22 protein-coding genes are annotated in these 24,713 nt (G+C 59.5%); 7 read left to right on the forward strand and 15 right to left on the reverse strand.

The genetic code is table 11. The features are described 5' to 3' along the window. Window positions 1-22: 22 nt before the first annotated feature. The 4 genes from AC1RM7_RS17130 to AC1RM7_RS17145 are packed head-to-tail and all read right to left on the reverse strand — an operon-like array spanning window position 23 to window position 3,564. Window positions 23-607 carry an amino acid synthesis family protein gene (locus tag AC1RM7_RS17130; protein ID WP_024919754.1) on the reverse strand — a complete coding sequence of 195 codons (585 nt, stop codon included), beginning with the start codon at window positions 605-607 and terminating at the stop codon, window positions 23-25. Further along, complete coding sequence (locus tag AC1RM7_RS17135; protein WP_024919755.1) at window positions 604-1,188, reverse strand: amino acid synthesis family protein; 585 nt, start codon at window positions 1,186-1,188, stop codon at window positions 604-606. Before AC1RM7_RS17135 ends, AC1RM7_RS17130 begins: the two co-directional genes overlap by 4 nt. Continuing rightward, window positions 1,181-2,101: a UPF0280 family protein gene (locus AC1RM7_RS17140; RefSeq protein WP_024919756.1), complete on the reverse strand. Its 921-nt coding sequence runs from the start codon at window positions 2,099-2,101 to the stop codon at window positions 1,181-1,183. Before AC1RM7_RS17140 ends, AC1RM7_RS17135 begins: the two co-directional genes overlap by 8 nt. Then, window positions 2,098-3,564 (reverse strand): hypothetical protein, encoded by a 1,467-nt coding sequence (locus tag AC1RM7_RS17145; protein ID WP_024919757.1) that lies wholly within the window; start codon window positions 3,562-3,564, stop codon window positions 2,098-2,100. The genes AC1RM7_RS17140 and AC1RM7_RS17145 overlap by 4 nt, the downstream gene beginning before the upstream one ends. A 331-nt stretch (window positions 3,565-3,895) precedes the next feature. Here AC1RM7_RS17145 and AC1RM7_RS17150 point away from each other — a divergent pair, with 331 nt between their 5' ends. The 4 genes from AC1RM7_RS17150 to AC1RM7_RS17165 all read left to right on the forward strand — a co-directional run bounded on the left by AC1RM7_RS17150 (window position 3,896) and on the right by AC1RM7_RS17165 (window position 9,645). Beyond that, on the forward strand, window positions 3,896-4,384 hold the full coding sequence (locus AC1RM7_RS17150; protein WP_081758638.1) for a (2Fe-2S)-binding protein: 489 nt from the start codon (window positions 3,896-3,898) through the stop codon (window positions 4,382-4,384). Beyond that, window positions 4,384-7,956 (forward strand): molybdopterin cofactor-binding domain-containing protein, encoded by a 3,573-nt coding sequence (locus AC1RM7_RS17155; protein WP_492839145.1) that lies wholly within the window; start codon window positions 4,384-4,386, stop codon window positions 7,954-7,956. The genes AC1RM7_RS17150 and AC1RM7_RS17155 overlap by 1 nt, the downstream gene beginning before the upstream one ends. Window positions 7,957-8,007: 51 nt before the next feature. Further along, window positions 8,008-9,312 (forward strand): nicotinate phosphoribosyltransferase, encoded by a 1,305-nt coding sequence (gene pncB, locus AC1RM7_RS17160; protein WP_006019550.1) that lies wholly within the window; start codon window positions 8,008-8,010, stop codon window positions 9,310-9,312. 93 nt (window positions 9,313-9,405) lie between these two features. Next, window positions 9,406-9,645, forward strand: coding sequence for a DUF6489 family protein (locus AC1RM7_RS17165; RefSeq protein ID WP_024919760.1), 240 nt, complete (start codon window positions 9,406-9,408; stop codon window positions 9,643-9,645). Between the two features lie 20 nt (window positions 9,646-9,665). Here AC1RM7_RS17165 and AC1RM7_RS17170 read toward each other — a convergent pair whose 3' ends face one another. From AC1RM7_RS17170 to AC1RM7_RS17210, 9 genes are all read right to left on the reverse strand, one after another. Then, window positions 9,666-10,352 (reverse strand): GntR family transcriptional regulator, encoded by a 687-nt coding sequence (locus AC1RM7_RS17170; protein ID WP_051472495.1) that lies wholly within the window; start codon window positions 10,350-10,352, stop codon window positions 9,666-9,668. Between the two features lie 14 nt (window positions 10,353-10,366). Beyond that, window positions 10,367-10,768, reverse strand: coding sequence for an oxalurate catabolism protein HpxZ (hpxZ, locus tag AC1RM7_RS17175; protein WP_192824454.1), 402 nt, complete (start codon window positions 10,766-10,768; stop codon window positions 10,367-10,369). Window positions 10,769-10,770: 2 nt separating this feature from the next. Beyond that, window positions 10,771-12,186, reverse strand: coding sequence for an AtzE family amidohydrolase (locus tag AC1RM7_RS17180; RefSeq protein WP_024919763.1), 1,416 nt, complete (start codon window positions 12,184-12,186; stop codon window positions 10,771-10,773). After that, entirely contained in the window at window positions 12,176-12,358 is a 183-nt protein-coding gene (locus AC1RM7_RS17185) for a DUF4089 domain-containing protein (protein ID WP_024919764.1), read from the reverse strand. Before AC1RM7_RS17185 ends, AC1RM7_RS17180 begins: the two co-directional genes overlap by 11 nt. Window positions 12,359-12,375: 17 nt before the next feature. After that, complete coding sequence (locus AC1RM7_RS17190; protein ID WP_024919765.1) at window positions 12,376-14,091, reverse strand: dipeptide ABC transporter ATP-binding protein; 1,716 nt, start codon at window positions 14,089-14,091, stop codon at window positions 12,376-12,378. A 3-nt stretch (window positions 14,092-14,094) separates the two neighbouring features. Next, a complete protein-coding gene (locus AC1RM7_RS17195; RefSeq protein WP_006019543.1) occupies window positions 14,095-14,994 on the reverse strand; it encodes an ABC transporter permease in 900 nt (299 codons plus the stop codon). Next, complete coding sequence (locus AC1RM7_RS17200) at window positions 14,991-16,004, reverse strand: ABC transporter permease (protein WP_006019542.1); 1,014 nt, start codon at window positions 16,002-16,004, stop codon at window positions 14,991-14,993. The genes AC1RM7_RS17195 and AC1RM7_RS17200 overlap by 4 nt, the downstream gene beginning before the upstream one ends. Window positions 16,005-16,025: 21 nt before the next feature. Continuing rightward, window positions 16,026-17,639: an ABC transporter substrate-binding protein gene (locus tag AC1RM7_RS17205; RefSeq protein ID WP_024919766.1), complete on the reverse strand. Its 1,614-nt coding sequence runs from the start codon at window positions 17,637-17,639 to the stop codon at window positions 16,026-16,028. A 292-nt stretch (window positions 17,640-17,931) separates the two neighbouring features. Then, window positions 17,932-18,423, reverse strand: coding sequence for a winged helix-turn-helix transcriptional regulator (locus tag AC1RM7_RS17210; protein ID WP_024919767.1), 492 nt, complete (start codon window positions 18,421-18,423; stop codon window positions 17,932-17,934). 287 nt (window positions 18,424-18,710) lie between these two features. On the opposite strand from AC1RM7_RS17210, the gene AC1RM7_RS17215 reads away from it, so the two are divergent. The 3 genes from AC1RM7_RS17215 to AC1RM7_RS17225 are packed head-to-tail and all read left to right on the forward strand — an operon-like array spanning window position 18,711 to window position 22,427. After that, entirely contained in the window at window positions 18,711-19,208 is a 498-nt protein-coding gene (locus tag AC1RM7_RS17215; protein WP_024919768.1) for a (2Fe-2S)-binding protein, read from the forward strand. Beyond that, window positions 19,201-21,573 carry a xanthine dehydrogenase family protein molybdopterin-binding subunit gene (locus AC1RM7_RS17220; RefSeq protein ID WP_024919769.1) on the forward strand — a complete coding sequence of 791 codons (2,373 nt, stop codon included), beginning with the start codon at window positions 19,201-19,203 and terminating at the stop codon, window positions 21,571-21,573. Before AC1RM7_RS17215 ends, AC1RM7_RS17220 begins: the two co-directional genes overlap by 8 nt. Continuing rightward, a complete protein-coding gene (locus AC1RM7_RS17225) occupies window positions 21,570-22,427 on the forward strand; it encodes an FAD binding domain-containing protein (RefSeq protein WP_024919770.1) in 858 nt (285 codons plus the stop codon). Before AC1RM7_RS17220 ends, AC1RM7_RS17225 begins: the two co-directional genes overlap by 4 nt. 39 nt (window positions 22,428-22,466) lie before the next feature. Here the strand turns inward: AC1RM7_RS17225 and AC1RM7_RS17230 are convergent, their stop codons facing one another. Together AC1RM7_RS17230 and AC1RM7_RS17235 are read right to left on the reverse strand one after the other, a co-directional pair. Next, window positions 22,467-23,033 (reverse strand): winged helix-turn-helix transcriptional regulator, encoded by a 567-nt coding sequence (locus tag AC1RM7_RS17230; RefSeq protein WP_024919771.1) that lies wholly within the window; start codon window positions 23,031-23,033, stop codon window positions 22,467-22,469. A 416-nt stretch (window positions 23,034-23,449) separates the two neighbouring features. Beyond that, complete coding sequence (locus tag AC1RM7_RS17235) at window positions 23,450-24,712, reverse strand: CaiB/BaiF CoA transferase family protein (protein WP_006019534.1); 1,263 nt, start codon at window positions 24,710-24,712, stop codon at window positions 23,450-23,452. Window position 24,713: the final 1 nt, after the last annotated feature.

A 24,713-nucleotide genomic window follows, 5' to 3' on the forward strand; every position in this document is an offset into this window, starting at 1 on the left:
CGCATCAAGCGCAAACGGATCGCTAGCGCAGTCCGTCCTCGCCTTTGATCTCGTCAACAGTCAGACCGCCGACGCGCGGGAGTGGCCGCCCGCTGTCAGTCACGGCAACAGCCACCATGATTTCGTTGGCGCGCGGTGCGTCATTGATCTGCACTTCCATTCCGTCGAAATGACTCCGCACAAATGCCGCATCCTTGTGGCCAAGCGGAATGTCGAGCACGGTCCCCAATCCGCCGCGCTTTTTTGAAGACGGGATCAGCGCCGCACCCTTGCTCAGCACCTTGCGCACCGGCGCACCCATTTTCGGATGCAGGATTGCTGCCGCGTGCTCGAGTTCGCCGTTCTCACCGACCGCTGCCGCCTTCCCGTAACTCTGCGCCTTGCTGCCTTCGATGCCGAGCGCCGCAATCGCCTTCGAAGCAAGCAGTTCACCGAGTTCCTCGCCAATTGCGATTAACGGCGACAGATCGTCGACGAACCTGCCGGCAAACGGATTCTCGATCACAGCGATGGCCGCCGCGCGCCGGGTCGGCGGTGAAACATTCCGCCCGCTCTCCATGAGCGTCTCCTCGACGACCATGACGATCTTGCGAATGACCGCACTCATCGCAATCCATCCTCCCCCTTGATCTCGCTGGCCTTCAGGCCGCCAACCCGGGCGTGAATCCGCGAACCGGTGGTCATGACCAGTGCGAGAAGCAACTCGTCGGCACGTGGCGCGTCAGGGATACCGACTTCCATGGCATCGAAATGTGACCGTACATACGACGCGTTGATATGCGTCACCGGAACATCCAGCCGCGCGCCCGGTCCCCCGACCTTCTTGGCGGACGGCACAATGGCTTTGGCCTCGCCGAGAATTTCGCGCATCGCGTAGCCTCCGGGCACATGCCATAACGCACCGTGCTCGAGTTCACCGGACGCGCCGATCACGGCGCCTTTGCCATAACCCTGTATTGCTCCCGGATCGCCGCCAAGAGCCTTCAGCAGCACGCCCGCCATGGCCACCCCGAGCGGCTTCAGATCGTCCATGAATCCCGCGATATCCTCGACATAACGTCCGGCGAATGGATTGCGGATCGCGCACAGGATCGCGCCACGGCGCAGCGGCTGCGCTGCCGGCTTTCCACCTTCGTGAAAAATCTCCTCAATCAAGGTGACGCGTTTCCGGATCACGATTTCAGACATGCGACAGACTTTCGGTCCCGATTCTGGCGACGACGTGCGGCAGGGGCCGCAGTATAACACTATCGATGCTCTTCAACGCGACAACGCGGGTTTCGCCTTGCAGATGCAATGCTGCGCCATCGATCAAGCCGGACCTAAGAAGCAAACGCGCCACGTCAGCCCCTGAATCAAGCGCGATTTTAATGTCGCTCAATGGCAATTCGCGGACTTCGCGCGTTATCAGGCGCGCGCCAAGATCGTTATCTGGCTGAATTTCGTTTGCCGGGCGGCGAACTACTGAAGGATGATCCGGCAAATCGACCGCATTGGCGATAATGGTCGCCGCGGCGTCAGCCTGTGCGGCGGTTCGCGCCAGAACCGTCACTGCGTCAGCTATCCCGAGCGAAAAGCTGCGGCCACGCCATCCGCTGGTTGCGATGCCGCGGGTGGGATCGTTCGATTCGACCACAGTCTTTCCGATCAGTTCAGGCCTGTCGGGACGATCGACCAGGCCCACGGTAAAACACTCACCATCGGCAAGATGCAGGGCGATATCACCACCGTTGTTCACGTAAGCACGCCTGAGATCGGCCGCCCGCACCATCGTGCCGAGAATTTCTTCGGCAACGGCACCGGCGACGGCCGCCATCGGTGTGATGAAATGATTTGCGGCAAATGGAGCGACCGCATCATGCATCCGGCGGGCGACCCCCCCCTGCAGAACACAGACGGCAGGCCGCGCCGGTTTGCGCAGTTCCGGCAATTCGCCGCAGAGTTCATCGAGTAGACCGGTGAAACGCTCCACGGCAGCAGCGTAAGCCGCACGGACATTCGCTGCAGATCCACGCGCCTCCACAATCAGATCGATCGGACCGTCATGCAGGTGAATCCGCCTGCCGTCCGCGAGCCATCTGATTTGCGGGAGGCGTTTCATTTGCGCGATCTCGGCTCGGAAAGTTGTTTCGGCAACTGACGGATTTCTGTGTTGTTCTTCAATGACGCCAATGGACGCACGTGATCCATATGCCCGCCCAGCGCTGCATAGTCCGATAGCCGCAAGGTAAACTCGATTGGCGCGACCAGCGCCGGCGTCGGCACATAGCCAAAGGCTCCTTCCGGCACCTGGGTCACGTCAACCATGAAGGTGATGCCACCACCCGGCCATACATAAACCGGCGCACCACCGCAGGTTACAGACGTCAATGCCTCCTTGACCGAACGTGTCAATCGCACCGGGTTATCGGTGACGCCAGCTCGAAGCGATCCGCCTGCGCCGCCCATAAACAGTACGGTGCAGAGCGCGGGCTCGCAATTCTCCTGAATGCGTTCGACGGATTTCCTAAGATCGGCCGGCATTTCCTTCTCGACCGGCTTCAGCGCCTCGTCGAGCTCGAAATACGCTGCATGCTCGCCGGTCGTACTCACCATCATCATCCGCAGACCGGGCCGCGCTGTCTTGGGATCGAACGGACCGAGCACCGACAACGGATCGGAGATATTCGTGCCGCCCCAGCCAATGCCAGGTTCGGCGACCTGAAAATATCGGCCAGGTGTTGAGCGCCGGCCCTTCAGCTTGATGCCGGTGTCCGGAATATCGAGCAGCTTGCCTGCCTGATGTTCGGAGAGAACACCCGTGATGTGATCGTCCACAACCACGACTTCATCTATCTTGCCATGCCATTGCTTGGCGAACATACCGATGGTCGCCGAACCGCAGCCGACACGCATCCGCTCTTCAAGCACGCCGTTGACGATGGGCGGATGACCGGCCTGCACAACGACTGTCACCCCGCCATCGACCGTCATTTCAACAGGCTTGCCGTTGGACAGATCCATCAGTGCGTCACATGTTACACGGCCCTCCTTCTTGGAGCCGCCTGTCAGGTGGTGAACGCCGCCGAGCGACAGCATCTGCGAGCCATATTCGCCGGTGGTGACATGACCGACCGCTTCACCCTGCACACGTACAGTCGCGGTTTCAGGACCGAGATAGCGGTCGGTGTCGATCTTCACCTTGACGCCGCAATAGCTGAAGATGCCCTCGGTCACCACCGTGACCATATCGACGCCGTCGACCTCGGAAGAAACGATAAATGGCGCTGGCTTGTAATCTGGATAGGTCGTGCCGGCGCCGATAGCGGTCACGAAGACGCTCGGCTCGTGAACAATCTTGCCGTCCCAATCGCCACCGGCCTGAAACGGAACGAGTCGCCCGCCATGGGAGACCGTACGCTCCAGCACGACATGCGGATCGACACGGACAAGTTCACCATTGTTGTTGGCGTAGCGGTCACAAGCGCCCGCGGCGCCCGGCTTGATGTAACACATCACCGGACATGCATCGCAGCGGATCTTGTCCGAGCTGCCGGCAGTGGCGACATTTGTTTCAGTCAGCATGACCAAACTCGAGTCCGAGCCAAACTGAACTGACGAGCGGCACCAATGCCGCGAGGATAAAATTCCGTCCGTCCACATCCGGCATTTTGTTCGTACACGAACGATGTTGCGCGCAGACCCGAAACCTGTCAAGCGCCGCCGCGCGCGAAATTCTGGACTGCCGAATAAAAACTCAATTGCCTACCGTTCGTGTTCACAAATCGTGCAATGCATCATGACGCAGGGAGTGCAGCGTTTCCGTTCCATCGCTTGGCTTGCACGTTTGTATACAAACGGTATCGTCGGGCAACGCGTTGCTGGTGTTTGCAGCGCAGCAGACCGGGCCGCGACGATGAGCATAACGCAAACAACGATCCCCCTGACCGTCAACGGCAGAATTCATGATGTCGATGCCGCGCCGGACACCGCCCTGCTCTACGTGCTGCGCAACGATCTCGAATTGAACGGGCCGAAGTTCGGCTGCGGACTTGGGGAATGCGGCGCGTGCACAGTCATCATCGACGGTGTGGCGGCGCGTTCATGCGTCATTCCAATCAGCGGCTGCGCGCACCGAGACGTCATCACGCTCGAAGGTCTTGGATCGCGCGATCACCTTGATCCGGTACAACAGGCGTTCATCGAGGAGCAGGCCGCGCAATGCGGCTACTGCCTTAACGGCATGATCATGACGACGAAGGCGCTGCTGATGCAGAACCCACATCCTTCCGAATCTGAAGTGCTCAGTACATTGCAGTACAACCTGTGCCGTTGCGGTGCGCACGTCGAAATCCTGCGCGCGGTGATGCGCGCTGCCGGCCACGTTGCTGAGGGACACAAGTAATGGCGGTCGATTCGGAGATGGACCGCCAGCCCCTGCTTTCGGGAACGCTGTCCGTTGTTCGCCCGGCTTCTTCGGGTGCGGATGAACCGGCCTTCGAGACTTTTATCAAGATCGCGGCGAATGGGACTGTTACGGCCTTCAACGGCCACGTCGATCTCGGAACCGGCATCCGGACTGCCCTTGGTCAAATCGTCGCGGAAGAACTCGACGTCTCTTTTGCGCGCGTGGTCGTTGTGCTGGGCGATACCTCGGTTGTGCCCAATCAGGGCGCCACCATCGCCAGCGAAACCATTCAGATCACGGCCGTCCCGCTGCGCAAAGCGGCCGCGCAGGCACGCCATTTTCTGATGGCGCGGGCGGCGGAGAAACTCGATCTTCCGGTCAGCGATTTGTCGATAGAGGACGGCTTGGTTCGCGGTCACGACAACCGCAGTGTCAGCTACGGTGAACTCATCGCGGACGAAAGCATCCGGCTTGAACTCGCCGACGATGTCCCGGTCAAGCCGGTGGATGCCTACAGGATTGTCGGACAATCGACACCGCGAGTAGACCTTCCGGCCAAGGCAACCGGTGAACTGGTCTATGTGCATGACGTGCGCGTGCCGGGAATGCTGCATGGCCGTGTGGTCCGCCCGCCCTATGCCGGGGTCGATGCCGGAAACTTTGTCGGCACCAGCCTCATCGCCGTCGATGAATCGTCAGTCCGCGATATCCCCGGCATGGTCTCGGTGGTGCAGATCGGTGATTTCGTCGGGGTCGTTGCCGAGCGCGAAGAAAATGCGATCAAGGCGGCAGCCCAGCTCAAGGTCACCTGGAAGCCGACACCAACGCTGCCCGATCTTCAGGACATTGAAACCGCGCTCCGTGCCAATCCCGGCACGCCGCGCACGTTGATCGATAAAGGCGACGTCGATGCCGCCATTGCATCCGCTGACAAACCTATCAAACGAACCTATGTCTGGCCGTACCAGATGCACGGGTCGATCGGGCCGTCCTGCTCGGTCGCAGACGTACAGGACGGCATGGTGCGGGTGTGGTCCGGCACGCAAAATCCTCACATTCTCCGGTCCGATCTCGCATTGCTCCTGTCGCTGCCCGAATCGCAGATCGATGTGATCCGGATGGAAGCCGCAGGTTGCTATGGCCGCAACTGCGCCGACGACGTGTCCGCTGACGCCGTCCTGCTGTCGCGGGCCGTGGGCCGCCCGGTGCGCGTGCAACTGACACGCGAGCAGGAGCATGCCTGGGAGCCGAAGGGCACCGCGCAACTGATGGACGTCAACGGCGGCCTGCGTGCGGACGGCAGCGTTGCGGCTTACGACTTCACCACGCGTTATCCATCGAACGGCGCGCCGACGCTGGCGCTGTTGCTGACCGGGACAATTCCTCCGGTGCCCGCTGTCTTTGAGATGGGTGACAGGACCGCGATCCCGCCCTACGATTATGATGCCATCCGCGTTGTCGCGCACGACATGCCGCCAATCGTGCGCGCATCATGGTTTCGCGGCGTATCGGCATTGCCGAATACTTTCGCGCACGAATCCTACATTGACGAACTTGCCACCGAAGCCGGTGTCGATCCTATCGAGTATCGGTTGCGCTATCTGAAGGACCCGCGCGCAGTCGATCTGGTTCATGCCGTCGCGGAACGCGCCGGCTGGACTCCCCGCCCGATCTGGAAAGAACCCGAGTCCGAAGGCGACGTGGTCCGCGGACGCGGCTTTGCTTATGCTCTTTACGTCCACAGCAAGTTCCCTGGATATGGCGCGGCATGGTCGGCCTGGGTCGCCGATGTCGCGGTCAACAAATCGACCGGCGACGTGAGTGTGACACGCGTGGTTGCAGGGCAGGATTCCGGGCTGATGATCAATCCGGACGGTGTGCGCCACCAAATCCACGGCAACGTTATTCAGTCCACCAGCCGCGCGCTAATGGAGGAGGTCTCGTTTGACCGGACCACGGTGGCGAGCCGGGAATGGGGCGCCTATCCGATCATCAAGTTCCCGGACGTCCCGAAGATCGACGTGCTGATGCTGCCGCGTCAAGACCAGCCCCCTCTTGGTGTCGGTGAGTCGGCCTCCGTCCCCAGTGCAGCAGCCATTGCCAACGCCATCTTCGACGCAACCGGTGTGCGGTTTCGCGAACCGCCGTTCACTTCCGATCGCATCCTCGCCGGATTGCGCGGTCAAGGGCCTGCACAGCCAAGTGCTTTGCCTGAACCCCGGCTGAAGCAGCAAGAACGGGCAACGCGACCTCAAAGAAACCCGTTTCTCAAACGCCGCACCGTATTTGCAGGTGCCCTCGCAGCATGCGCCGCTGTTGTCGGCGTCGCCGCTACGGTGCTGCCGTGGCGTTCAATCGCACCAATTGCACGGCCGGACGCATCGACCTATTCGGTGGCGACCATCGCTCGGGGACGGCAGCTCGCCGCACTCGGCAATTGCGCGGTATGCCACACCGAGGCCAACGGCGTCGTCAATGCCGGGGGCCGCGCGCTCGAGACGCCATTCGGCGTCATCTACAGCACCAACATCACCCCCGATTCCGAAACCGGAATCGGCGCATGGTCTTATCCAGCCTTCGAAAGGTCGATGCGCGAAGGCATCCATCGCGATGGCCGGCAGCTCTATCCCGCGTTTCCCTACAATCACTTTGCCAAAACCACTGATGCCGATTTGCAAGCGCTCTACGCCTATCTGATGGCGCAGACGCCAGTGCGCGCGACCAACCGGGAAAACGCGCTGACGTTCCCCTTTAACCTCCGCCCTCTGCTGGCGGGCTGGAATGCACTGTTTCACAAGCCAGTCGTCTTCGAGCCCGAGCCGAAGCAATCGCCGGTCTGGAATCGCGGAGCCTATCTGGTCGAAAGCCTGGGTCATTGCGGCGCCTGCCATACCCCGCGCAACGCATTGGGCGCAGAGAGAACCGCCAAGGCCTATCTGGCCGGTGGAATGGCGGAAGGCTGGGAAGCGCCACCGCTCACCGGCCTGTCGCATGCGCCGATCCCCTGGAGCGAGGACGAGCTCTTTGCCTATTTGCGAACAGGGATATCCCGTTTCCATGGCGTTGCTGCCGGGCCGATGGCGCCGATCGTCAGGGATCTTGCATCCGTGCCCGACAGCGATATCCGCGCCATGGCGGTCTATCTTGCCTCCTTCAACGACGCGGCGCTCACCCCGTCGGCTCAGGAAGCCTTGGCAGCACGGCTGGAAGCGTCGACAGGCGTGAAATCAGCTTCCGCATCGTCAGCTGGCGCGCGCATCTATGACGGCGCCTGCGCCGTGTGCCATCAAGTGGGTGGTCCCGTGCTGTTCGGCAGCAAACCCTCACTGGCGCTGAACAGCAACGTTCACAGTGCCTCCCCTGACAACCTCGTTCAGGTCATTCTGCACGGCATCGAACAGCCGGTCTCCAGCGATCTCGGCTATATGCCCGCATTCAAAAACAGTCTTAATGACCAGCAGATCATGGAGCTCGTCTCATACCTGAGACAGCAGTTCGCCCCCGATAAGGCGCCCTGGGTCGACGTGGCCGCGGCGATAGGCCGGGCACGCTGTGCAGGCAGGCCATAAAATAGCCCCCGGTGACTGGCTGCCCGCAAGGGAGCCGGATATGATCCCCGCATGGCTATTACAGATATCGCTTCACGAACCTACAATCACGGCTGGCGGCTGGATCCGATCGTCCGCAGCCTGCTCGACACCGATTTCTACAAGCTCCTGATGCTTCAGATGATCCGGGAATTCTATCCGGACGAGCATGTGACGTTTTCGGTGATCAACCGCACCCATCACGTCCGCCTTGGCGAGGTGATCGACGAGGGAGAACTTCGCGCGCAGTTGGATCATGCCCGTACAGTACGCTTCGCCAAGAAAGAACTGATCTGGCTCGCGGGTAACACCTTCTACGGCAAGACCCAGATGTTCTCGCCGGATTTCATCAACTGGCTCGCGACCTTCCAGCTTCCGGAATACGAGCTCCATACAGTCGACGGCCAATACGAACTGCATTTCCACGGACCGTGGACCCACACCACGATGTGGGAAATTCCCGCTCTTGCAATCATCAATGAACTGCGGTCGCGGCAAGCGATGAAGGGCCAGGGGCGCTTCGTTCTCGACGTGCTCTATGCACGCGCCAAGGCGAAACTCTGGTCCAAGGTCGAGCGGCTGCGCAAACTGGAAGGCTTGCGGCTCTCGGATTTCGGAACGCGGCGGCGGCACGGCTTTCTCTGGCAGCGCTGGTGTGTGGAAGCCGTCAAGGAAGGATTGGGGCCGGCGTTCACCGGCACATCGAATGTATTGCTCGCGATGGACAATGACCTCGAAGCTATCGGCACGAACGCACATGAACTACCGATGGTAGCGGCTGCCCTGGCGAAGGACGACGACGAACTTCGCTGGGCACCCTACCTCATCCTCGATCAATGGCGCCACACCTACGATGGAAACCTTCTTATCGCCTTGCCCGATGCATTCGGCACAAAAGCATTTCTGCGCGACGCTCCGGATTGGGTGGCGGACTGGACCGGCTTTCGGCCCGACAGCGCGCCGCCGATTGCTGCGGGCGAAGAGATCATCAAATGGTGGAAGGAGAAGGGCCGCGATCCGAAAGAAAAACTTCTGATCTTCTCCGACGGGATGGATGTCGGATCGATCGAGGAAACGCATCGATATTTTGCCGGGCGCGTCAGAACGAGCTTCGGCTGGGGCACAAACCTCACCAACGACTTCGTCGGATGCGCGCCGGACGGCACTGCCGATCTCGATCCGATTTCGCTGGTTTGCAAGGTGACTGCCGTCAACGGACGGCCGGCTGTCAAGCTTTCTGACAACCCTGAAAAGGCGACCGGCAATCCTTCCGAGATTGCCCGCTATTTGCGCGTGTTCGGCAACGCAGGCCGCGTCCGAAGCGCGGTTCACGTGTAGCTGCGCGATTTGCGACCAATTTCCATTTGAGATTCATCGCGTATAGTTTACGCACAAGGCCACGACACGTGGTCACCGTTGAGGGGCGAACTCATGAAAGTAACGGTCAACATTGACTGCACACCGCAGGAAGCCCGCGAGTTCCTTGGACTTCCGAACATCCAGCCGATGCAGGAAAAAGCCATGAAACAGATCGAGGAAAGGCTTCTTGCCGGTGTTGCCAGCATGTCGCCCGACGCGATCCTGCGCAACTGGATGTCGTTCAACCCCGAACAGATCGGCGATATGTTCAAGATGTTCGGCGGACTGGCCGGCGGCGGGACCAAAAAGTAGAGCGTACCGCGATCCGCACTCTACAGCGACACCGCGTAAACTTCGTATTCCTCGCGAACGGTTTCAATGTGATCGCGCATGGCGTTCGCGGCTCCCGTCTTGTCGCCGCGCATGATGGCCACAACGACCCTGTCGTGCTCAACGTAGGATTTCGCAAGACGGCCGAGATTACGGAACTGCGCTCGCCTGAACGGCTGCACACGAACCCGTGTTGCTAAAGCCATTTCAGCGACATACCCATTCTGGGAGCCGGCATAGATTGCGTTATGGAATGCCTCGTTGGCTTCATGAAATAACTGCGGATTGCCATCATAACTCAAGAACCGCAGCCGCTCATGGAGCACTTCCAGTTCGTTCCGCTGAACAATTGGCATCCGCTCGGCGGCAAGGCCCGCACATAAAGCTTCAAGTTCAGCCATCGCCTCGAACATGCTGTTGAGCTGCTCGATGGTCGGTCTCGCCACCACCGCGCCGCGGTGGGCGCGCGAATTTACCAGACCACTAGCCACCAACTGCCGAAGCGCTTCACGAACCGGTGTGCGCGAAACATTGAAACGCCTCGCAATCTCGGATTCGTCAAGCGAGGATCCCGGCTCCAGTGCCCCGCGGACAATATCGTCGGCCAGTTGCAACCGTAATTCTTCCGCGAGCGTGCGTTTGCCTGTAGCCGCAGTTCCGCGTGCTGCCCGTGCTTCACCTGCCGACATTTCCGGTTCAATGATCATGGCTTTTCATTCGGTGTGTCGATCAGGCTTACATGGGCAGCCACGATCCGCCAGCCGTCCGCGAAACGCACCCATGTCTGCATCTGCCGCCCCACTCTGCCAGGCGCAGATGTCCGACTGAATAGCGTGGAAGCGACCGCAGTATCGCGGCCATAGGCGGTGATGACTGTTTTCGACAGCTCTCGCATCAGACCTGCCGGATTGCGTGCCGCACGAAATGCGGCGATTGCCTCATAGCCGTAAAGGTTCTCGCCAATGCCGTAGCGAATGGTATTTGGGTCCTTGCGGAATAGCGCGTCGAGCGTTGCAACATCGTTGGACGTCAGCGCTTTCTCGTAGCGCGCGAAGGCCTCTGTCACTTCGGCAACGACGTCCGGCAAGTTGACCTCGATTGCCATTCTCAAAATTCCTTTGGACGTGGCGCACGGACCACCCCGGCCTGTTCGAGGGCATATGATACGCGCAGGACCACATCCTCTCGCCAGGGCGCAGCAATGATCTGGACACCGATCGGCATCGGGTTGAGTGGGACCGGCACGGCGGCGACCGGGAGCCCGATGAACGAAATTGGCTGGGTGTGAATGCCAATGTTAGGCCGAACCAGCATCTCGACTCCATCCAGAACGAAAGTCGTTTGACCAAGCTTTGGCGCAACGCACGGCGTCGATGGCGCCAGAATCACATCGACCATCTCGAACAATTCCATGACTTTTGTCCGGTACCAACGGCGAAATTTCTGCGCGCGATCCACGTATGCTGACGGAATCATTGCCCCCGCGAAAAGCCTGTCCCGGACCGCTGGATCGAAATCGCTCGGGCGGCTCCGCAACCGGTCGAGATGCAGTGACGCTCCTTCGCTTGTGGTGATCACGAAGGCCGCAGCGCGAGCCCGCGCGGCTTCCGGAAGTTCAACCTCCCGCGTCACCGACAATGCGTTTGCGACACGAGCCACGGCTTCCCGCGCTTCGGGTGAAAGAGAGCTCTTGAAGTAACCTCCCGCGACAGCGATCCGCAAGTTACCAATGCCCTGCCCTAGCAACTGGGTCACAGGCTCGATCGGACGATCCACGCACGCCGCATCGTCCGCATCGGGTCCTTGCATTGCATCGTAAGCGATCGCCAGATCCCTGGTCGTTCGCGCAAATGGCCCGAGATGATCAAAACTTGCCACAAACGGAAATGACCGGGCGCGCGACAATCTGCCGTAAGTCGGCTTCAAGCCGAAGATCCCGCAAAATGATGACGGTACACGGATCGATCCATTGGTGTCTGAGCCGAGCGCCAACGGGACGAGGCCACCGCCCACCGCGCTGCCTGAACCACCGGATGAACCTCCAGACATCCGCGTGAGATCATGCGGATTGCGCGAAGGACCGTCGTGAACATTCTCGCCAGTGAAGTCGTAGGCATACTCGCCCATGTTGAGCGCGCCAACCAGAACCGCACCCGCGGCCTCCAGACGTTCGATCAGAGTCGCATCGCGGCTTGAAACAGCACGGTCGCGATTGATCTTCGATCCGGCACGGGTCGGCAGGCCTTCGATGTCAAAGAGATTCTTCACCGCGAACGGCACACCCGCAAGCGGGCCAGCTTCACCGCCGGCAGCAATTGTCGCGTCGATCCTGCTCGCTGTCTCCCGTGCGCGCGCGGCAACGAGATCGGTGAATGAATTCAGCCTGGAGTCGTGCGCCGCAATCCGCCTCAGCGCTCCATTGGTTACATCGATGGCGGACACCCGGCGAGACGAAACCGCATCGGCAATCTCCGATGCCGATGACCAGTCTATTTCGACGGGTAAGACGGCATCAGGCTTCATAGACGCTCGCCGGCTCGATTTCGTCAGGCAGCGGAAACTCCTGAATCATGCGCGCCATCTTCAGCGAGACGTCCAGATTCGCGCGAACAGCAGGCTTCCAGACCGGCTGAATGGGCAGGCCAAGGACTTCCGCGGCGGCATCGATGTAAGTTTCAAGCGGATCAGATGACATGTCTGTCTCGGCAACCTTCAATGCACGGGAAGCGGTGGATGTGGAATCGCCGATAACAATTCGCGTGTATAGGCATCCTGGGGTGCGCCAAGCACTGTCTCGGTTTGTCCTTGCTCGACGATGCGCCCGCTGCGCATCACGATGACCCGATCACACAGGAGCCGCACCACATTCAGATCATGTGAGACGAACAGGTAACTCATACCCATCGACTGCTTGAGATCCTGCAAAAGATTCAAGACCACCGCCTGCACCGACACGTCGAGCGCGGCGGTGGGTTCATCGAGTATGATCAGGTCGGGCTTCAACGCAATCGCGCGGGCGATGCCGACACGCGCCTTCTGACCTCCAGACATCTGATGCGGAAAGCGATCGAGCAGCGATAGCGGTAAACCGACCTGACACGCCAATTCCTCGCAGCGGGCACGCAACGCAGCGCCCCCCTTGATGTCACCCAGTTGGATGATCGGATCGGCAATGGCACGCGCTGCCGTGAACCGCGGATTGAGACTGTCGGTGGGATCCTGAAACACCATCTGGATGCGCTTGCGCAGCGGCAATCGCGCAAAGGCATTGGGCGCAATAGCGCTGATATCTTCGCCGCCAAACACGATCCGCCCCGAGGTCTGGTCGAGCAGGCGCATGACCATCATGGATGTGGTGGATTTCCCGCAACCGGATTCACCGACGAGGCCGACGCTTTCCCCGCGATTGACCGAGAAACTGATGCCATCAACGGCCCGAAACTGTTCCGGCTCGACTGGCGGCTTGCGGCCGAACAGCGAAGACAGGGTTTTTGACACACCCTGACGTGGATATTCCTTGACGAGTTTGTCGACGACCAGAAGCGGAGTGGCATCCACTTGCGCCGACTCCATTCCTTCCCGTGGAACGGGCAACGCAGCCCTGTCCTCATCGGACAGCAAATCCCGCAGTGAAACGCCGAGTCTCGGGGTCGCCCGCATCAGCTTGCGCGTATAGGGATGCTCGGGTTTGGCGAAAATATCCTTTGAAAGCGCGGTCTCGACGACGTTTCCCTTTTCCATCACCATGACGCGGTCGCAATAAGCCGCCGCAAGCCCGAGATCGTGTGTGATGAGGATGGTGGACATTCCGCGGTTTTTGGTCAATTCCACGATCAGGTCCATCACCGCCTTTTGGGTGGTAACATCAAGACCAGTGGTCGGCTCGTCCGCGATCAGAAGCTGGGGATTGCATGCCAATGCGAGAGCAATGACGACGCGCTGGCACATGCCGCCGGACAACTCAAATGGATAGGCATGGTAGCGTTCGCGCGGGCGTGCGATTTTCACCTGTTCCAGTGCTTCAATTGCCTTCTCGCCACGGTCATTGGATGTCGCCTGAACGTGCTGGCGCAGCACATCCTCGATCTGGTCGCCGACCTTTCGGATCGGATTGAGCGCGGCTCGCGGATTCTGGAAAATCATCGACATCTCGCGCCCGCGCAAATCGCGCATCTCCGTCTCGGACGCATTCTTGACGTCGATCCCGGAAAACATGATGGAACCGTCGGCAATCTTGCCGGCGCGGTCGAGAATCCGCATCACCGCATAAGACGTCACCGATTTTCCGGAGCCGGATTCCCCGACAATGCCCAGCGTCTCGCCCTTGGCGACACTGACATTGACCTTCTGAATGGCGCGAACGATGCCGCGCCGGGTCGCAAACTCGACCGTGAGGTCATTGACGTCGAGCAACGGCATCGCGGTCATCCGTTATGTCCTCCGCTGCGGATCGACGATGTCGCGCAGTCCGTCGCCGAGCAGATTGAAGCAGAACACCGCGATCATCAGCGCGAGACCGGGAAAGAATGCGATCCACCATTCCCCCGAGACCATGAAAGTCGCGCCTTCAGCAACCATGATCCCCCACTCCGCCGTCGGCGGACGCACACCAAGCCCGATAAAGGAGAGGCCCGCGGCGTTGAGGATCGCGTATCCCATAGTCAGCGACATCTGGACGATCATGATCGGCATGATGTTGGGCAAAATGTGCCCGAGCAGGATTCGATACTCGCCATTGCCGGACAATCTGGCCGCTTGCACAAAACCCGCATCACGGCGGACGTTGGCTTCGGCACGCGCCACGCGCACGTAGAGCGGGAAGTTCACGATTGCCGTTGCAATAATGATATTCTGCACTGTGTTGCCGAGTGCAGCGACGATGCCCATCGCAAGCACGAATAGCGGAAACGCCATGATGGTGTCGGCGATACGTCCCACAATGCGATCGGTCCATCCACCGAAATAGCCTGCAGCAATTCCCGCAATGCCGCCCATGAAGAACACAAGCACCACTGAAGCGGCTGCGATGAAGAAGTCGAGCCGGGTCGCAACAATCACCCGGCTCAGGATGTCACGCCCGAGCTGGTCGGTGCCGAACCAGTGTGCCGCCGAGGGCGGTTTCAACGCCTGGGCAGTATTACTGGCCAGCGGATCGTAAGGTACGATCGAGGGACCGAACACCGCCGCAAAAACAATCAGAACAAGAAGTCCGAAGGCGAATGCCGTGACGAGGTTCTCACCCAGGATGTATCGTGCGTGCTGGAGCGTGGCCTTAAAGCCGGAGGCCTGGGTGGTTGATGCGATTTCGGCAACGGGTGCGACAGTGCTCATCCTTCCAACCTCACGCGCGGATCGATGACGCCATAAAGAATGTCGATGACCAGGTTAAGCAGCACATACATGACTGCCATCGTCAGAACGAAGCCCTGTACCGGCGCGAAATCAGACGAGATCAACGCCTCAACCGCGTAGGAGCCGATACCGGGCCACGCGAAAACTTTCTCCACCAGCACGTTGGCACCGAGGAGGAATGAGAACACCATGCTTAGCGTGGTAATCACCGGCAGCATCGCATTGCGAAACGCGTAAGTGACAATGACCTTGGACGGAGATAATCCGCTTGCCCGCGCGGTTCGGACAAAATCCGACGCCAGAACGGCCAGCATCGAGGCGCGGGTCATGCGTGCAATCGGCGCGAGTGAGAAGATCGCGAGCGTAGCCGCGGGCAGGATCAACTGACTCAGCGCCGAACGAAACGTCTCAAAGTTTCGTGCGAGCAAGCTGTCTATCAGGTAAAATCCGGTAACCGCAGGCGGCGCGCTGGCAAACACATCCAAACGCCCGAGTGGCGCCGGTGACCAGCCAAGCTTGAAATAGAACACATAGACAAGCACCAGACCCGTGAAAAACACCGGTAGCGATACGCCGGCCGTTGTCAGGACGCGACAGAGATGATCGATCCATGAGCCCGGCCGCGTCGCAGCCAAAATACCCAGCGGAATCGCAATCGACACGGCAATCAGCAACCCGGTCAGGGTCAATTCTGCTGACGCGGGCAGCCGATTGCGGATTTCCGTTGCGACCGGCTGGCCGGTGGTGAGCGAATTCCCGAAATCGCCTTTCGACAAATCTACAGTGTAGCGCACAAACTGCTCGATCAGCGGCTTGTCGAGACCGAGCTTCTTGCGAATTTGCTCAATGGCCTCCTTGGTCGCCGCAGGTCCTGCGAAATAAGCCGCCGGATCTCCCGGCAACGCGCGGGTCAGAAGAAACGTAACAATCACGACCCCGATCAAACTCGGGATCGCAAACGCCAGCCTTTTTCCGATCATGCCGAGCATGGAACGTCCCCGCCCTGACCGTTACGCCTTCACCAGTGCGCGATAATCGAGACGGCGATGGAACCAGTACTGATAGCCCGAGACATTCTTCTGCATCGCGACGTTGACGTAGGGCTGATACAGCGGAATGCGCGGAATGTCCGTGTAGGCGAGATCGACAAAGCCCCTTACGTCTTTTTCGTAGGTTGGCGTGTCGCCGACCGCGGCGGCATCGACTGCGCCGTTGATGAACTTGTCCATCTCCTGCGATTTGTAACTCATCGTGTTGAAGATCGAATTCTTGCCGCTGTAGCACCAGATGAAGAAGTACTCGGGATAGTCGAGCCATCCGGAGAATACGTTGGTATAAAGCGGCAGCACCTTCTTGTTTAGCTCTGTACGCCAGTTGGCGCCGGGGATCTTGTTGATGGTAGTCTTGATGCCGATCTGGCCGAGGCTTTCCTGAACCAGAATGCAAAGCGGCTCGTTGACACCGGCAAAACCGAGATCGAACGACAGCGTGGTTTCAAAGCCGTTCGGGTAACCAGCCTCCGCGAGGAGAGCTTTGGCCTTTGCGATGTCGGTGTTGAACTTGTGCGGCTGGGGCCAAGCGACTTCCGTCCCGCCGGTGCCGCCGAACATTGGCTTCGCGAGCCCGAACAACACTGCATCCATAATCTTCTGGTAAGGCAGCGCATAGGCGACGGCCTGGCGCACCTTCGGATTGTCGAACGGCGGCTGGGTGACGTTCATGCCGATGTACTGAACGCCGTTTGAGTATGGCGTCGATACAATGTTGAGCTTGCCGGAATCCTTCAGCTCGACGAAGTCCTTGTTGGGCAGATCATAGGAAATGTCGGCATCGCCGCGTTCCAGCAGTGCCCGCCGGTTGCCGGACTGCGGGACCATGCGCCATATAACGCGCTTGATCTTCGGCATCGGTCCGCCGACCCAGTTTTCGTTGCGCTCCATCACCACTTCGGTGCCGGCGGTCCAGCTCTTGACTTGATAGGCGCCGGAGCCCGCGGTGTTCTGTTTGGTGTATTCGAGGCCCCACGGATCTTTCTCGGTCGCGCTTTTCTTCACCAGCTCGGAATTGACGATGCAGGGAACGATCACCGCGAGATCAGGAATCGTGAGGCGATCCTTCTTCGCGAAATCCACGCGCACCGTATTGTCGTCGACGACAACGAACTGCTCGGGCTTGGTGAGCGAGCCTGCGCTCATCTGAAAAGTCGGGAAGCCACCGACGCTCACGGCACGATCAAGCGACCATTTCACATCCTTTGCCGTCACCGGCGCGCCGTCGTGAAAGGTTGCCTTTTTCTTCAGTTTGAATGTCACCGACATATCGCCGACGTTCATGTCCTCAGCCAGTTCAGGCTTGAACTTGTCGCGGTCGTAATACGGAACGCCGTTGGCGCCGGTCTTCATCTCATGGGTGATGAGGCGGTCGTAGCAATTCCAGGATACTTCGTATCCAGGCACATTGGTGCCGACACCGTGGATATCCAGATTGTTGGGGCCGCTTTCGGATACGATCAGCAGCGTTTCAGACCGCGCGTCCGCCTTTGCGGCAGACCAAATCGCCGGTCCCGGTATCGCTGCACCCGCCGCTGCTCCGGTGACCGTCTTCAGAAAATCGCGACGCTTCATGATGTTCTCCAACGCGTTGAGACTTCGCTGGAGATGACTTCGCAAGCTTCATGCCAAATCTTAAGAAGATACTAAAACCCGACTAAGATGCTGTATTATTGATGGATTTCAAGGATCAAGAAGTGACAGCCCCCTATTTGCAACTCGCTCGAATTGCATACAGAGATGATCGAATGCATATTTTTTGTGCTCATTTTTGCAATGCATAGATTTTGTCCGAGCTAACGCACAGCATTATCGCGGTCCAATGTGAGCAATTTCAATCAGCGATCTCGGCGCGTAACGCACCTGCTTAGCTGCGCAGATAGGTCAGGCGCCACCGGACGAGATCGTCAGCCCCGGGACCCGGTTGCGGCTGCAAGTCGTTCAGTTGAACGATTTCGCCGGTGTCCTGATCAACCATCGCAAGCGTCACGGCCCCGCCGGTCTTTCGATTGGTAAACTTGAGCGGCGGCCCAGCCCTTCCGGACACCTCCCACTTGTCCCCCACCTGAACCAGCGCCTGGGTCAGCAGGATCGTGTCCCTGCCCTTTCGAGTCAGAATGTATTCGTAGCGCTCTGGGTTCACCTGATAGCGGCGGCGCTCAATCAACGCGTTTTCTTCGAGGTGCTTGAGCCGATCGGACAGCGTCGCGTTGGTCACTCCGGTCGAGCGGCGCAAATCCTCATACTTGCTCAGACCGAATGAGAGGTCGCGCAAAATCAGCACGGCCCATCGATCGCCGATCGCGGCCAATACGCCGGCGATCGAGCACGCCATTCCCTCAAAGCCTTTTGACTTCATAAAAGTACTTGCCTCCTAGTAACTCTTATCATTAGAGTAACTGACCGTCCAGTCTCCTCGGGACCGGACTGAGACGACGCGAAAACAACGACATCGCAAAAGCGGTCTAGGGACGGCAACCATGAGCAAGCTTCGGCGCGCGCTGCGCCGCAACCCGGATGGCACTGCGGTCCCTGCACCTGTAGCCGTCGCTATCGATATAGCGAACATCAGCTTCTCCTGAGGCAGCGGCGGTATCCGCCCAATCAAACAGCCGTCGAACGGCAACGCGTATATCGGAGGAACAAGTGCCAGAGACCAACGAAAAACAACACACGGTGACGTTGACCGTCAACGGTATACGCCACACCGCCTCGGTGGAGGCGCGCAAACTGCTGGTCCATCTGCTTCGGGACGATCTGAATCTGACCGGCACACATGTCGGCTGTGACACCTCGCAGTGCGGCGCATGCACCGTCGATATCGATGGACAAGCGGTCAAATCCTGCACCGTTCTCGCTGTGATGGCCGATGGGTCGTCCATCACGACGATCGAGGGCCTAGCACCGGCTGGCGGCGCACTGCATCCCATTCAAGCGGCGTTTCACGAACATCACGCCCTGCAATGCGGTTTCTGCACGCCGGGAATGATCATGAGCGTTCGCCAGTTGCTCAAGCAACACCCGAATCCCACGGAAGACGAAATCCGCCACAACCTCACAGGCAACATTTGCCGCTGCACCGGCTACCACAACATCGTGCGGGCGGTTGAATCGCTTGCAGCGGGAGCACATCATCATGACTGAAGCAGCCACCATCAGGTACATGGGTCAGCCGTTGCGGCGACGCGAAGACTTCAAGTTCATTACCGGTAAGGGGCGCTATACGGACGATATGAAGTCGCCAGGCATGCTCCACATGGCGATTCTCCGCTCGCCGCATGCCCATGCCGTCATCAAGCATGTTGATCTTTCTACGGCTCAGAGCGCGCCAGGTGTTCATCTTGTTTTGTCCGGTGCTGACCTCGTCGGAAAAATGGGCTCGATAGAACCCAACTGGGTCATTCCGGGGACCAAGGTCCCAGATCGTCCGGTTGTTGCGGTGGATCGCGTCCGCTTCGTCGGTGAATGCGTTGCGGTCGTCGTCGCCGAAACGCAGGCCCTGGCTCACGACGCTGTCGGATTGATCGAAGTTGATTACGAGACGCTCCCTGCCGTTATCGATGAAGAGGCCGCCATCCGCGAGGGTGCGCCGCAGCTTCATGACAACGTACCAAAGAACATTACGACGCTCTACAAGATTGGCGGTGGTGACTACAAGAAGGCCGCCAACGAAGCGGACCACGTGATCAAGCTTCGTGTGATCAATAACCGCCTGATACCCACCTGTATGGAGACGCGCTCCATCCTTGCGGAGCCGAACGTCGACGGAACGCTGACCGTCAACATCCAGAGTCAGGTCCCTCACATGCACAGGCGCTGGATCGCCGATACCGTCCGCATTCCTGAGCACCAGCTCCGGATCGTCGCGCCGGACATCGGCGGCGGGTTCGGCGCAAAGATGCATCTTTATCCCGAGGAACTGCTCTGCCCTTATCTTGCGCGCCAGCTCGGCGTGCCGGTGAAATGGTGGGAGTCCCGCTCGGAGAGCCATCAATCCACCAACCACGGGCGCGCCCATACCGAGACCATCGAGGTTGCATTCCGCAACGATGGAAAGATACTCGGACTGAGAGTTGAAACGCTCGGCAACGTCGGTGCCTATCTATCGAATATGGCGTCCGGCGGCCCCACGGTAAACACGGTCAACTTCGGCACGGGTACGTATAAGATCGACAACTACGAGGCATTCTCCCGGGTCGTTGTCACCAATACCGTGCCGGTCGATGCCTACCGCGGTTATGGCCGCCCCGAAGGCGGATACATCGCGGAGCGTGCCATCGACGCGGTCGCACGTCATCTGAAGCTCGATCAGGTCGAAGTGCGCAAACGGAATTTCATTCAGCGCGCCGACTTCCCTCATCGGCCTTATAATGGACCGGCTGTTATCTACGACAGCGGCAACTACCAGGGCTTGCTGGCAAAAGCTCTGGAGGTTTTCAAGTACGATGAGAGGATCGCCGAACGCGATCAGTTGCGCAGTCAAGGCCGTTATCGCGGCATTGGCGTCGCCGCTTACACTCATATGTGCGGCATGGCCCCATCGCGCCGCTTGTCATTGATGGGATTCAATCGCGGAGGCTGGGAAAGCGCCCGTGTAAGCATCGACTCGAGCGGGCGCGCCACGATCTTCTCCGGCTCCATGAGCCAGGGCCACGGCCACAACACGTCACTTGCCCAGATCGCGGCAGACGTTCTTCAGATTCCGATCGAAAGCATCGACATCGTGCAGGGCGATACGCGGCAGGTTCAGGCCGGCCACGGCACTTTCAATTCCCGCTCCATGGCAGTCGGCGGATCGAGCGTTCACGTCACATCGCAACGCATCGTCGCCAAAGCCCGGAAGATCGCAGCAAGCGTGCTGGAGGTCGACGAAAAGGACGTTTCGTACCGGGCCGGGGAATTCAGCGTGCCGGGTACAGACATCGCACCACTCAGCTTCGGCAAGATCGCCCGCATGGCCTATGTCGGTCACAAGCTGCCTGACGGTATGGAGCCGGGTCTTGACGAAACGACGTTTTACGATCCGGCTGGTATGGGATCGCCTTCTGGAATCCATATGGCCTATATCGAAGTCGATCCTGAAACCGGCATGGTCGATATCCTCGACTATGTCGCGGTGGACGATGTCGGCACGATCATCAATCCCCTGCTTGCAGCCGGACAAATTCATGGTGGCGTTGTGCAGGGCATCGCCCAGGCTCTGTACGAAGAGGTCAGTTACGATCCTGACACGGGGCAATTGATGACCGGCTCATTGCTGGACTATGCAGTTCCGCGCGCGGAGCATGTTCCCAATATACGGTCATCGTTTCAGGAGACGCCGTCTCCAACCAACCCGATCGGCGTCAAGGGTGTTGGCGAAAGCGGGTCCATCGCAGCCCCGCCATGCATGGTTCACGCGGTGCTCGACGCACTGTCGCCGTTCGAAATTTTGCATTTGGATATGCCGATGACGCCACCGCGTATCTGGTCCGCGGTTCAACAGGCACGCGCAGGAGTAACTCAATGATCCCGGCATCCTTCGACTACGTCCGCGCGACTTCGCTCTCTGAGGTGATCGGCCTGTTGCAGAAGGACCCCGATGGCACGAAGCTCGTTGCCGGGGGCCATACGCTGATCCCGACATTGAAGCTGCGGCTGGCATCGCCGGCGTTGCTGATCGATATCGGAAGCATCGCAGAACTGAAAGGAATCGAGGTTAGTGACGGGATCAGGATCGGGGCGCTGACCAAACATGCTGAACTCCTGGCATCTCGGGAGTTGCACGACGTACTGCCGATCTTCCGTCAGGCCGCGGACATCATCGCCGACCCCCAGGTGCGCAATCGCGGCACCCTCGGCGGTTCGCTGGCCAACGCTGATCCCGCGGCCGACTGGCCAGCCGTCGTTATCGCGCTGAAGGCAGAACTGGAGATCGCAGGTCCCAGCGGCTCCCGGCGCATCGGCGCAGCAGATTTCTTCGTCGACATATTCACAACTGCGCTTGAAACTGACGAAGTTCTGGTGGCGGTCCATATTCCGCATCCTGAAACCGGAACTCAGTTCAGGTACCGCAAGATCCGGCATCCTGCGAGCGGCTATGCCGTGGTCGGCATTGCGGTCGCCGCATCCCTGAATGATGGCGTCGTCTCGAACATCGCCATCGGGATCACCGGCGCGACTGGTCACGCCTTCGCGGCCGATACGGCAACTGGGTATCTGGCCGGTAAAGCCCTTGGGCGAGAAACGATCGAAGCAGCCGCGCGGCTTGCGAGTGAGCAAGCCCCATGTCTGTCCGATCACTATGCATCAGCAGAGTATCGCCAACACCTCGTCAAGACTGAGGTCGCAAGGGCGCTGACGTCGCTGGCCGGGACCGCATGATCGCAGATGTGTGTGACCCGCAATGGGGTCGCACGCGGTCTATTTGCTCTTCCGTCTCGAAGATGAGCCACGGGGCTTTGCGGCTGTCCTGCCCCGGTCAGCCGCGGGACTAGCAGCGGCCGCACCAAATCTCTTCCGGTTAAACGGGACGGCACCGGAGCCGGCAACAATCTCGATATCTTCAAGATGGAGCGGTTTACCGCGCGCAGTCAGCAATTGGGGATACTGCACCTCCTGCCCATTGGACCGGTCGTGGAAAACGACCTGCGGTCCCGCAGGCTCGGCTAGCCAGTCGTCACCCCATTTTTTAAGCGCCAGATAGGTCGGAAAGAAATCCCGGCCCTTTTCCGTCAATACATACTCATATCGGCCGGCATGTTCAGGCAGAGGAACACGGGTCATGATCCCGGCGTCGACGAGTTTCTTCAGGCGGGTACTGAGAATGTTCGGAGCTATTCCGATATAGTATTGGAATTCATCGAAGCGCTTGACGCCGTAATAGGCCTCGCGCAGCAGCAGGATCGACCACCGGTCTCCCACAGCTTCCATGGCGCGAGCCACCGAACACTCCTTATTGGCATTACGGCTTCGCTTCACATCGGCCATTGCAGGTCTTTCAATCCTCGAATCTTGCCGCCGCACAATATCGGAGGCCTATGTTCGTCTGTCCAGCACCCTCCTGCCCGCATTTAGTAGGGTTTTGAACCGCCTCGATGTCTTGCTGCCCCGCACTGTCAAGGACCGGAAGTAGCGTCGATGACAGGGCCGAACGGCTGCCACCGTTCTCCCACCAAGCGGCGGAGTTGCATGGATTTTATGGGGGCAAGATCATCTACCTGTCGGTTGCGCCGGTATCGTATTTCTTCTCCGCGGCGCTGGCATCGCCGCAGGCGAGTATGGCAATCGCCATTGCACAGGCCATGGATGTGATTGCGCGCATCTCGGCGTCCTCCAGACACAATTTCCCGTTTCGGCCGCGCATGACGCGCGGCCGACGATCTCGATCCGTGAAACAGGATTAATCAGGCCGCCTGGCCGGATTCCTTCGCCTTTACAGACGGCTCCGGCTGCGATGCGCGAGGATGCGAAACGAGCACACCTGCCTCTGCCAGACGCTTCAATTCCGACTCGGGGATGCCGAGTTCTCTGAACACCGCATAGTTGTGCTCACCCTGGAAAGCCGGTGTTCCGATCGGCGTCAGCTCATCGCCGGAGAAATGCCACGGCCGGCCCGGCAGACGATATTCGCCACCGTTACGATCCGACACATGTTGGACTGCACCCCAGTATTCACTCCACTCCGATTTGATGAGATCCTTGGTCGAGCGGATCTCGCCCATCGCGATCTTGGCTTCATCGAATTGTGCATCGAGGGTCGCCATGTCGGGGAACGTCAGCATCCACGACTGGATGATTTGATGCAACGCACCGAAATTCAGACGGCGGGCCGCGGCCGACGAGAACCGCGGATCGTCCATCAGATCGACCCTCCGCATAGCGCGCAGCCATGACGGAAACGTGCGGCTTCCGACGATGCTGGTCGCCACCGTGAAATGCTCACCGTTCGGCCCGGTGAAAAACGAGCAATCCGTTGCGCCAAGGATCGCGGGCTCCGCGCCGATATCGTCATCGGACATATCGAGATGGGCACGCTCATTGATCGCCAGCAGCGTTGCCGCCATGGCCACATCGATGTATTGGCCCTTACCCGACTTCTGACGGCTGTTGAGCGCGGCGAGAATGGCGATGACCGCTTGGAGCCCGGTGTAGACGTCGGCATGCGACAGGCTGTCGGTGCGCGGCTCCGCAAGCGCTTCGCCGTAGTGCCGCACGCTGTTGTGCGTGAATCCCGCCTCGGCCTGCACCGTCGGTGCGTAGGCCATGCGGCTGCGCCACGGGCCACTCTGGCCATAGCCTGTGATGGACGCATAGATCAAGCGCGGATTGCGCTTCGACAACGTTTCGTAATCGAGGCCGAAGAAGCCGAGCGTTCCCGCGCGAAAGTTTTCGACCACAATGTCCGCCGTGTCACACAGCTTAAGCACCAGCTCATACGCGCCCGGCAGATTCAGATTGATGCTGACGTTGCGTTTTCCGGCGTTCTGCTGGGCGTAATAGCCCGACATGCCATCCGTCGATGGAAACGCAAAGCGCGACACATCGGGGCTCGGCGGTTCGATCTTGATGACCTCGGCACCGAGGTCCTGCAACGTACGTGCACACAAGGGACCCGCCAGCACGCGGGAGAAATCGACGATGCGGATTCCGCTAAGAGGGCCACTCATG

The organism is Afipia sp. GW822-FHT03D08, assembly GCF_058801645.1.

Excerpts from the sequence above, each read along its gene's own strand:
- AC1RM7_RS17130 (WP_024919754.1), bottom strand. The coding sequence starts at position 607 with ATGAGTGCGGTCATTCGCAAGATCGTCATGGTCGTCGAGGAGACGCTC.
- AC1RM7_RS17135 (WP_024919755.1), bottom strand. The coding sequence starts at position 1,188 with ATGTCTGAAATCGTGATCCGGAAACGCGTCACCTTGATTGAGGAGATT.
- AC1RM7_RS17140 (WP_024919756.1), bottom strand. The coding sequence starts at position 2,101 with ATGAAACGCCTCCCGCAAATCAGATGGCTCGCGGACGGCAGGCGGATT.
- AC1RM7_RS17145 (WP_024919757.1), bottom strand. The coding sequence starts at position 3,564 with ATGCTGACTGAAACAAATGTCGCCACTGCCGGCAGCTCGGACAAGATC.
- AC1RM7_RS17150 (WP_081758638.1), top strand. The coding sequence starts at position 3,896 with ATGAGCATAACGCAAACAACGATCCCCCTGACCGTCAACGGCAGAATT.
- AC1RM7_RS17155 (WP_492839145.1), top strand. The coding sequence starts at position 4,384 with ATGGCGGTCGATTCGGAGATGGACCGCCAGCCCCTGCTTTCGGGAACG.
- pncB (WP_006019550.1), top strand. The coding sequence starts at position 8,008 with ATGGCTATTACAGATATCGCTTCACGAACCTACAATCACGGCTGGCGG.
- AC1RM7_RS17165 (WP_024919760.1), top strand. The coding sequence starts at position 9,406 with ATGAAAGTAACGGTCAACATTGACTGCACACCGCAGGAAGCCCGCGAG.
- AC1RM7_RS17170 (WP_051472495.1), bottom strand. The coding sequence starts at position 10,352 with ATGTCGGCAGGTGAAGCACGGGCAGCACGCGGAACTGCGGCTACAGGC.
- hpxZ (WP_192824454.1), bottom strand. The coding sequence starts at position 10,768 with ATGGCAATCGAGGTCAACTTGCCGGACGTCGTTGCCGAAGTGACAGAG.
- AC1RM7_RS17180 (WP_024919763.1), bottom strand. The coding sequence starts at position 12,186 with ATGAAGCCTGATGCCGTCTTACCCGTCGAAATAGACTGGTCATCGGCA.
- AC1RM7_RS17185 (WP_024919764.1), bottom strand. The coding sequence starts at position 12,358 with ATGTCATCTGATCCGCTTGAAACTTACATCGATGCCGCCGCGGAAGTC.
- AC1RM7_RS17190 (WP_024919765.1), bottom strand. The coding sequence starts at position 14,091 with ATGACCGCGATGCCGTTGCTCGACGTCAATGACCTCACGGTCGAGTTT.
- AC1RM7_RS17195 (WP_006019543.1), bottom strand. The coding sequence starts at position 14,994 with ATGAGCACTGTCGCACCCGTTGCCGAAATCGCATCAACCACCCAGGCC.
- AC1RM7_RS17200 (WP_006019542.1), bottom strand. The coding sequence starts at position 16,004 with ATGCTCGGCATGATCGGAAAAAGGCTGGCGTTTGCGATCCCGAGTTTG.
- AC1RM7_RS17205 (WP_024919766.1), bottom strand. The coding sequence starts at position 17,639 with ATGAAGCGTCGCGATTTTCTGAAGACGGTCACCGGAGCAGCGGCGGGT.
- AC1RM7_RS17210 (WP_024919767.1), bottom strand. The coding sequence starts at position 18,423 with ATGAAGTCAAAAGGCTTTGAGGGAATGGCGTGCTCGATCGCCGGCGTA.
- AC1RM7_RS17220 (WP_024919769.1), top strand. The coding sequence starts at position 19,201 with ATGACTGAAGCAGCCACCATCAGGTACATGGGTCAGCCGTTGCGGCGA.
- AC1RM7_RS17225 (WP_024919770.1), top strand. The coding sequence starts at position 21,570 with ATGATCCCGGCATCCTTCGACTACGTCCGCGCGACTTCGCTCTCTGAG.
- AC1RM7_RS17230 (WP_024919771.1), bottom strand. The coding sequence starts at position 23,033 with ATGGCCGATGTGAAGCGAAGCCGTAATGCCAATAAGGAGTGTTCGGTG.
- AC1RM7_RS17235 (WP_006019534.1), bottom strand. The coding sequence starts at position 24,712 with ATGAGTGGCCCTCTTAGCGGAATCCGCATCGTCGATTTCTCCCGCGTG.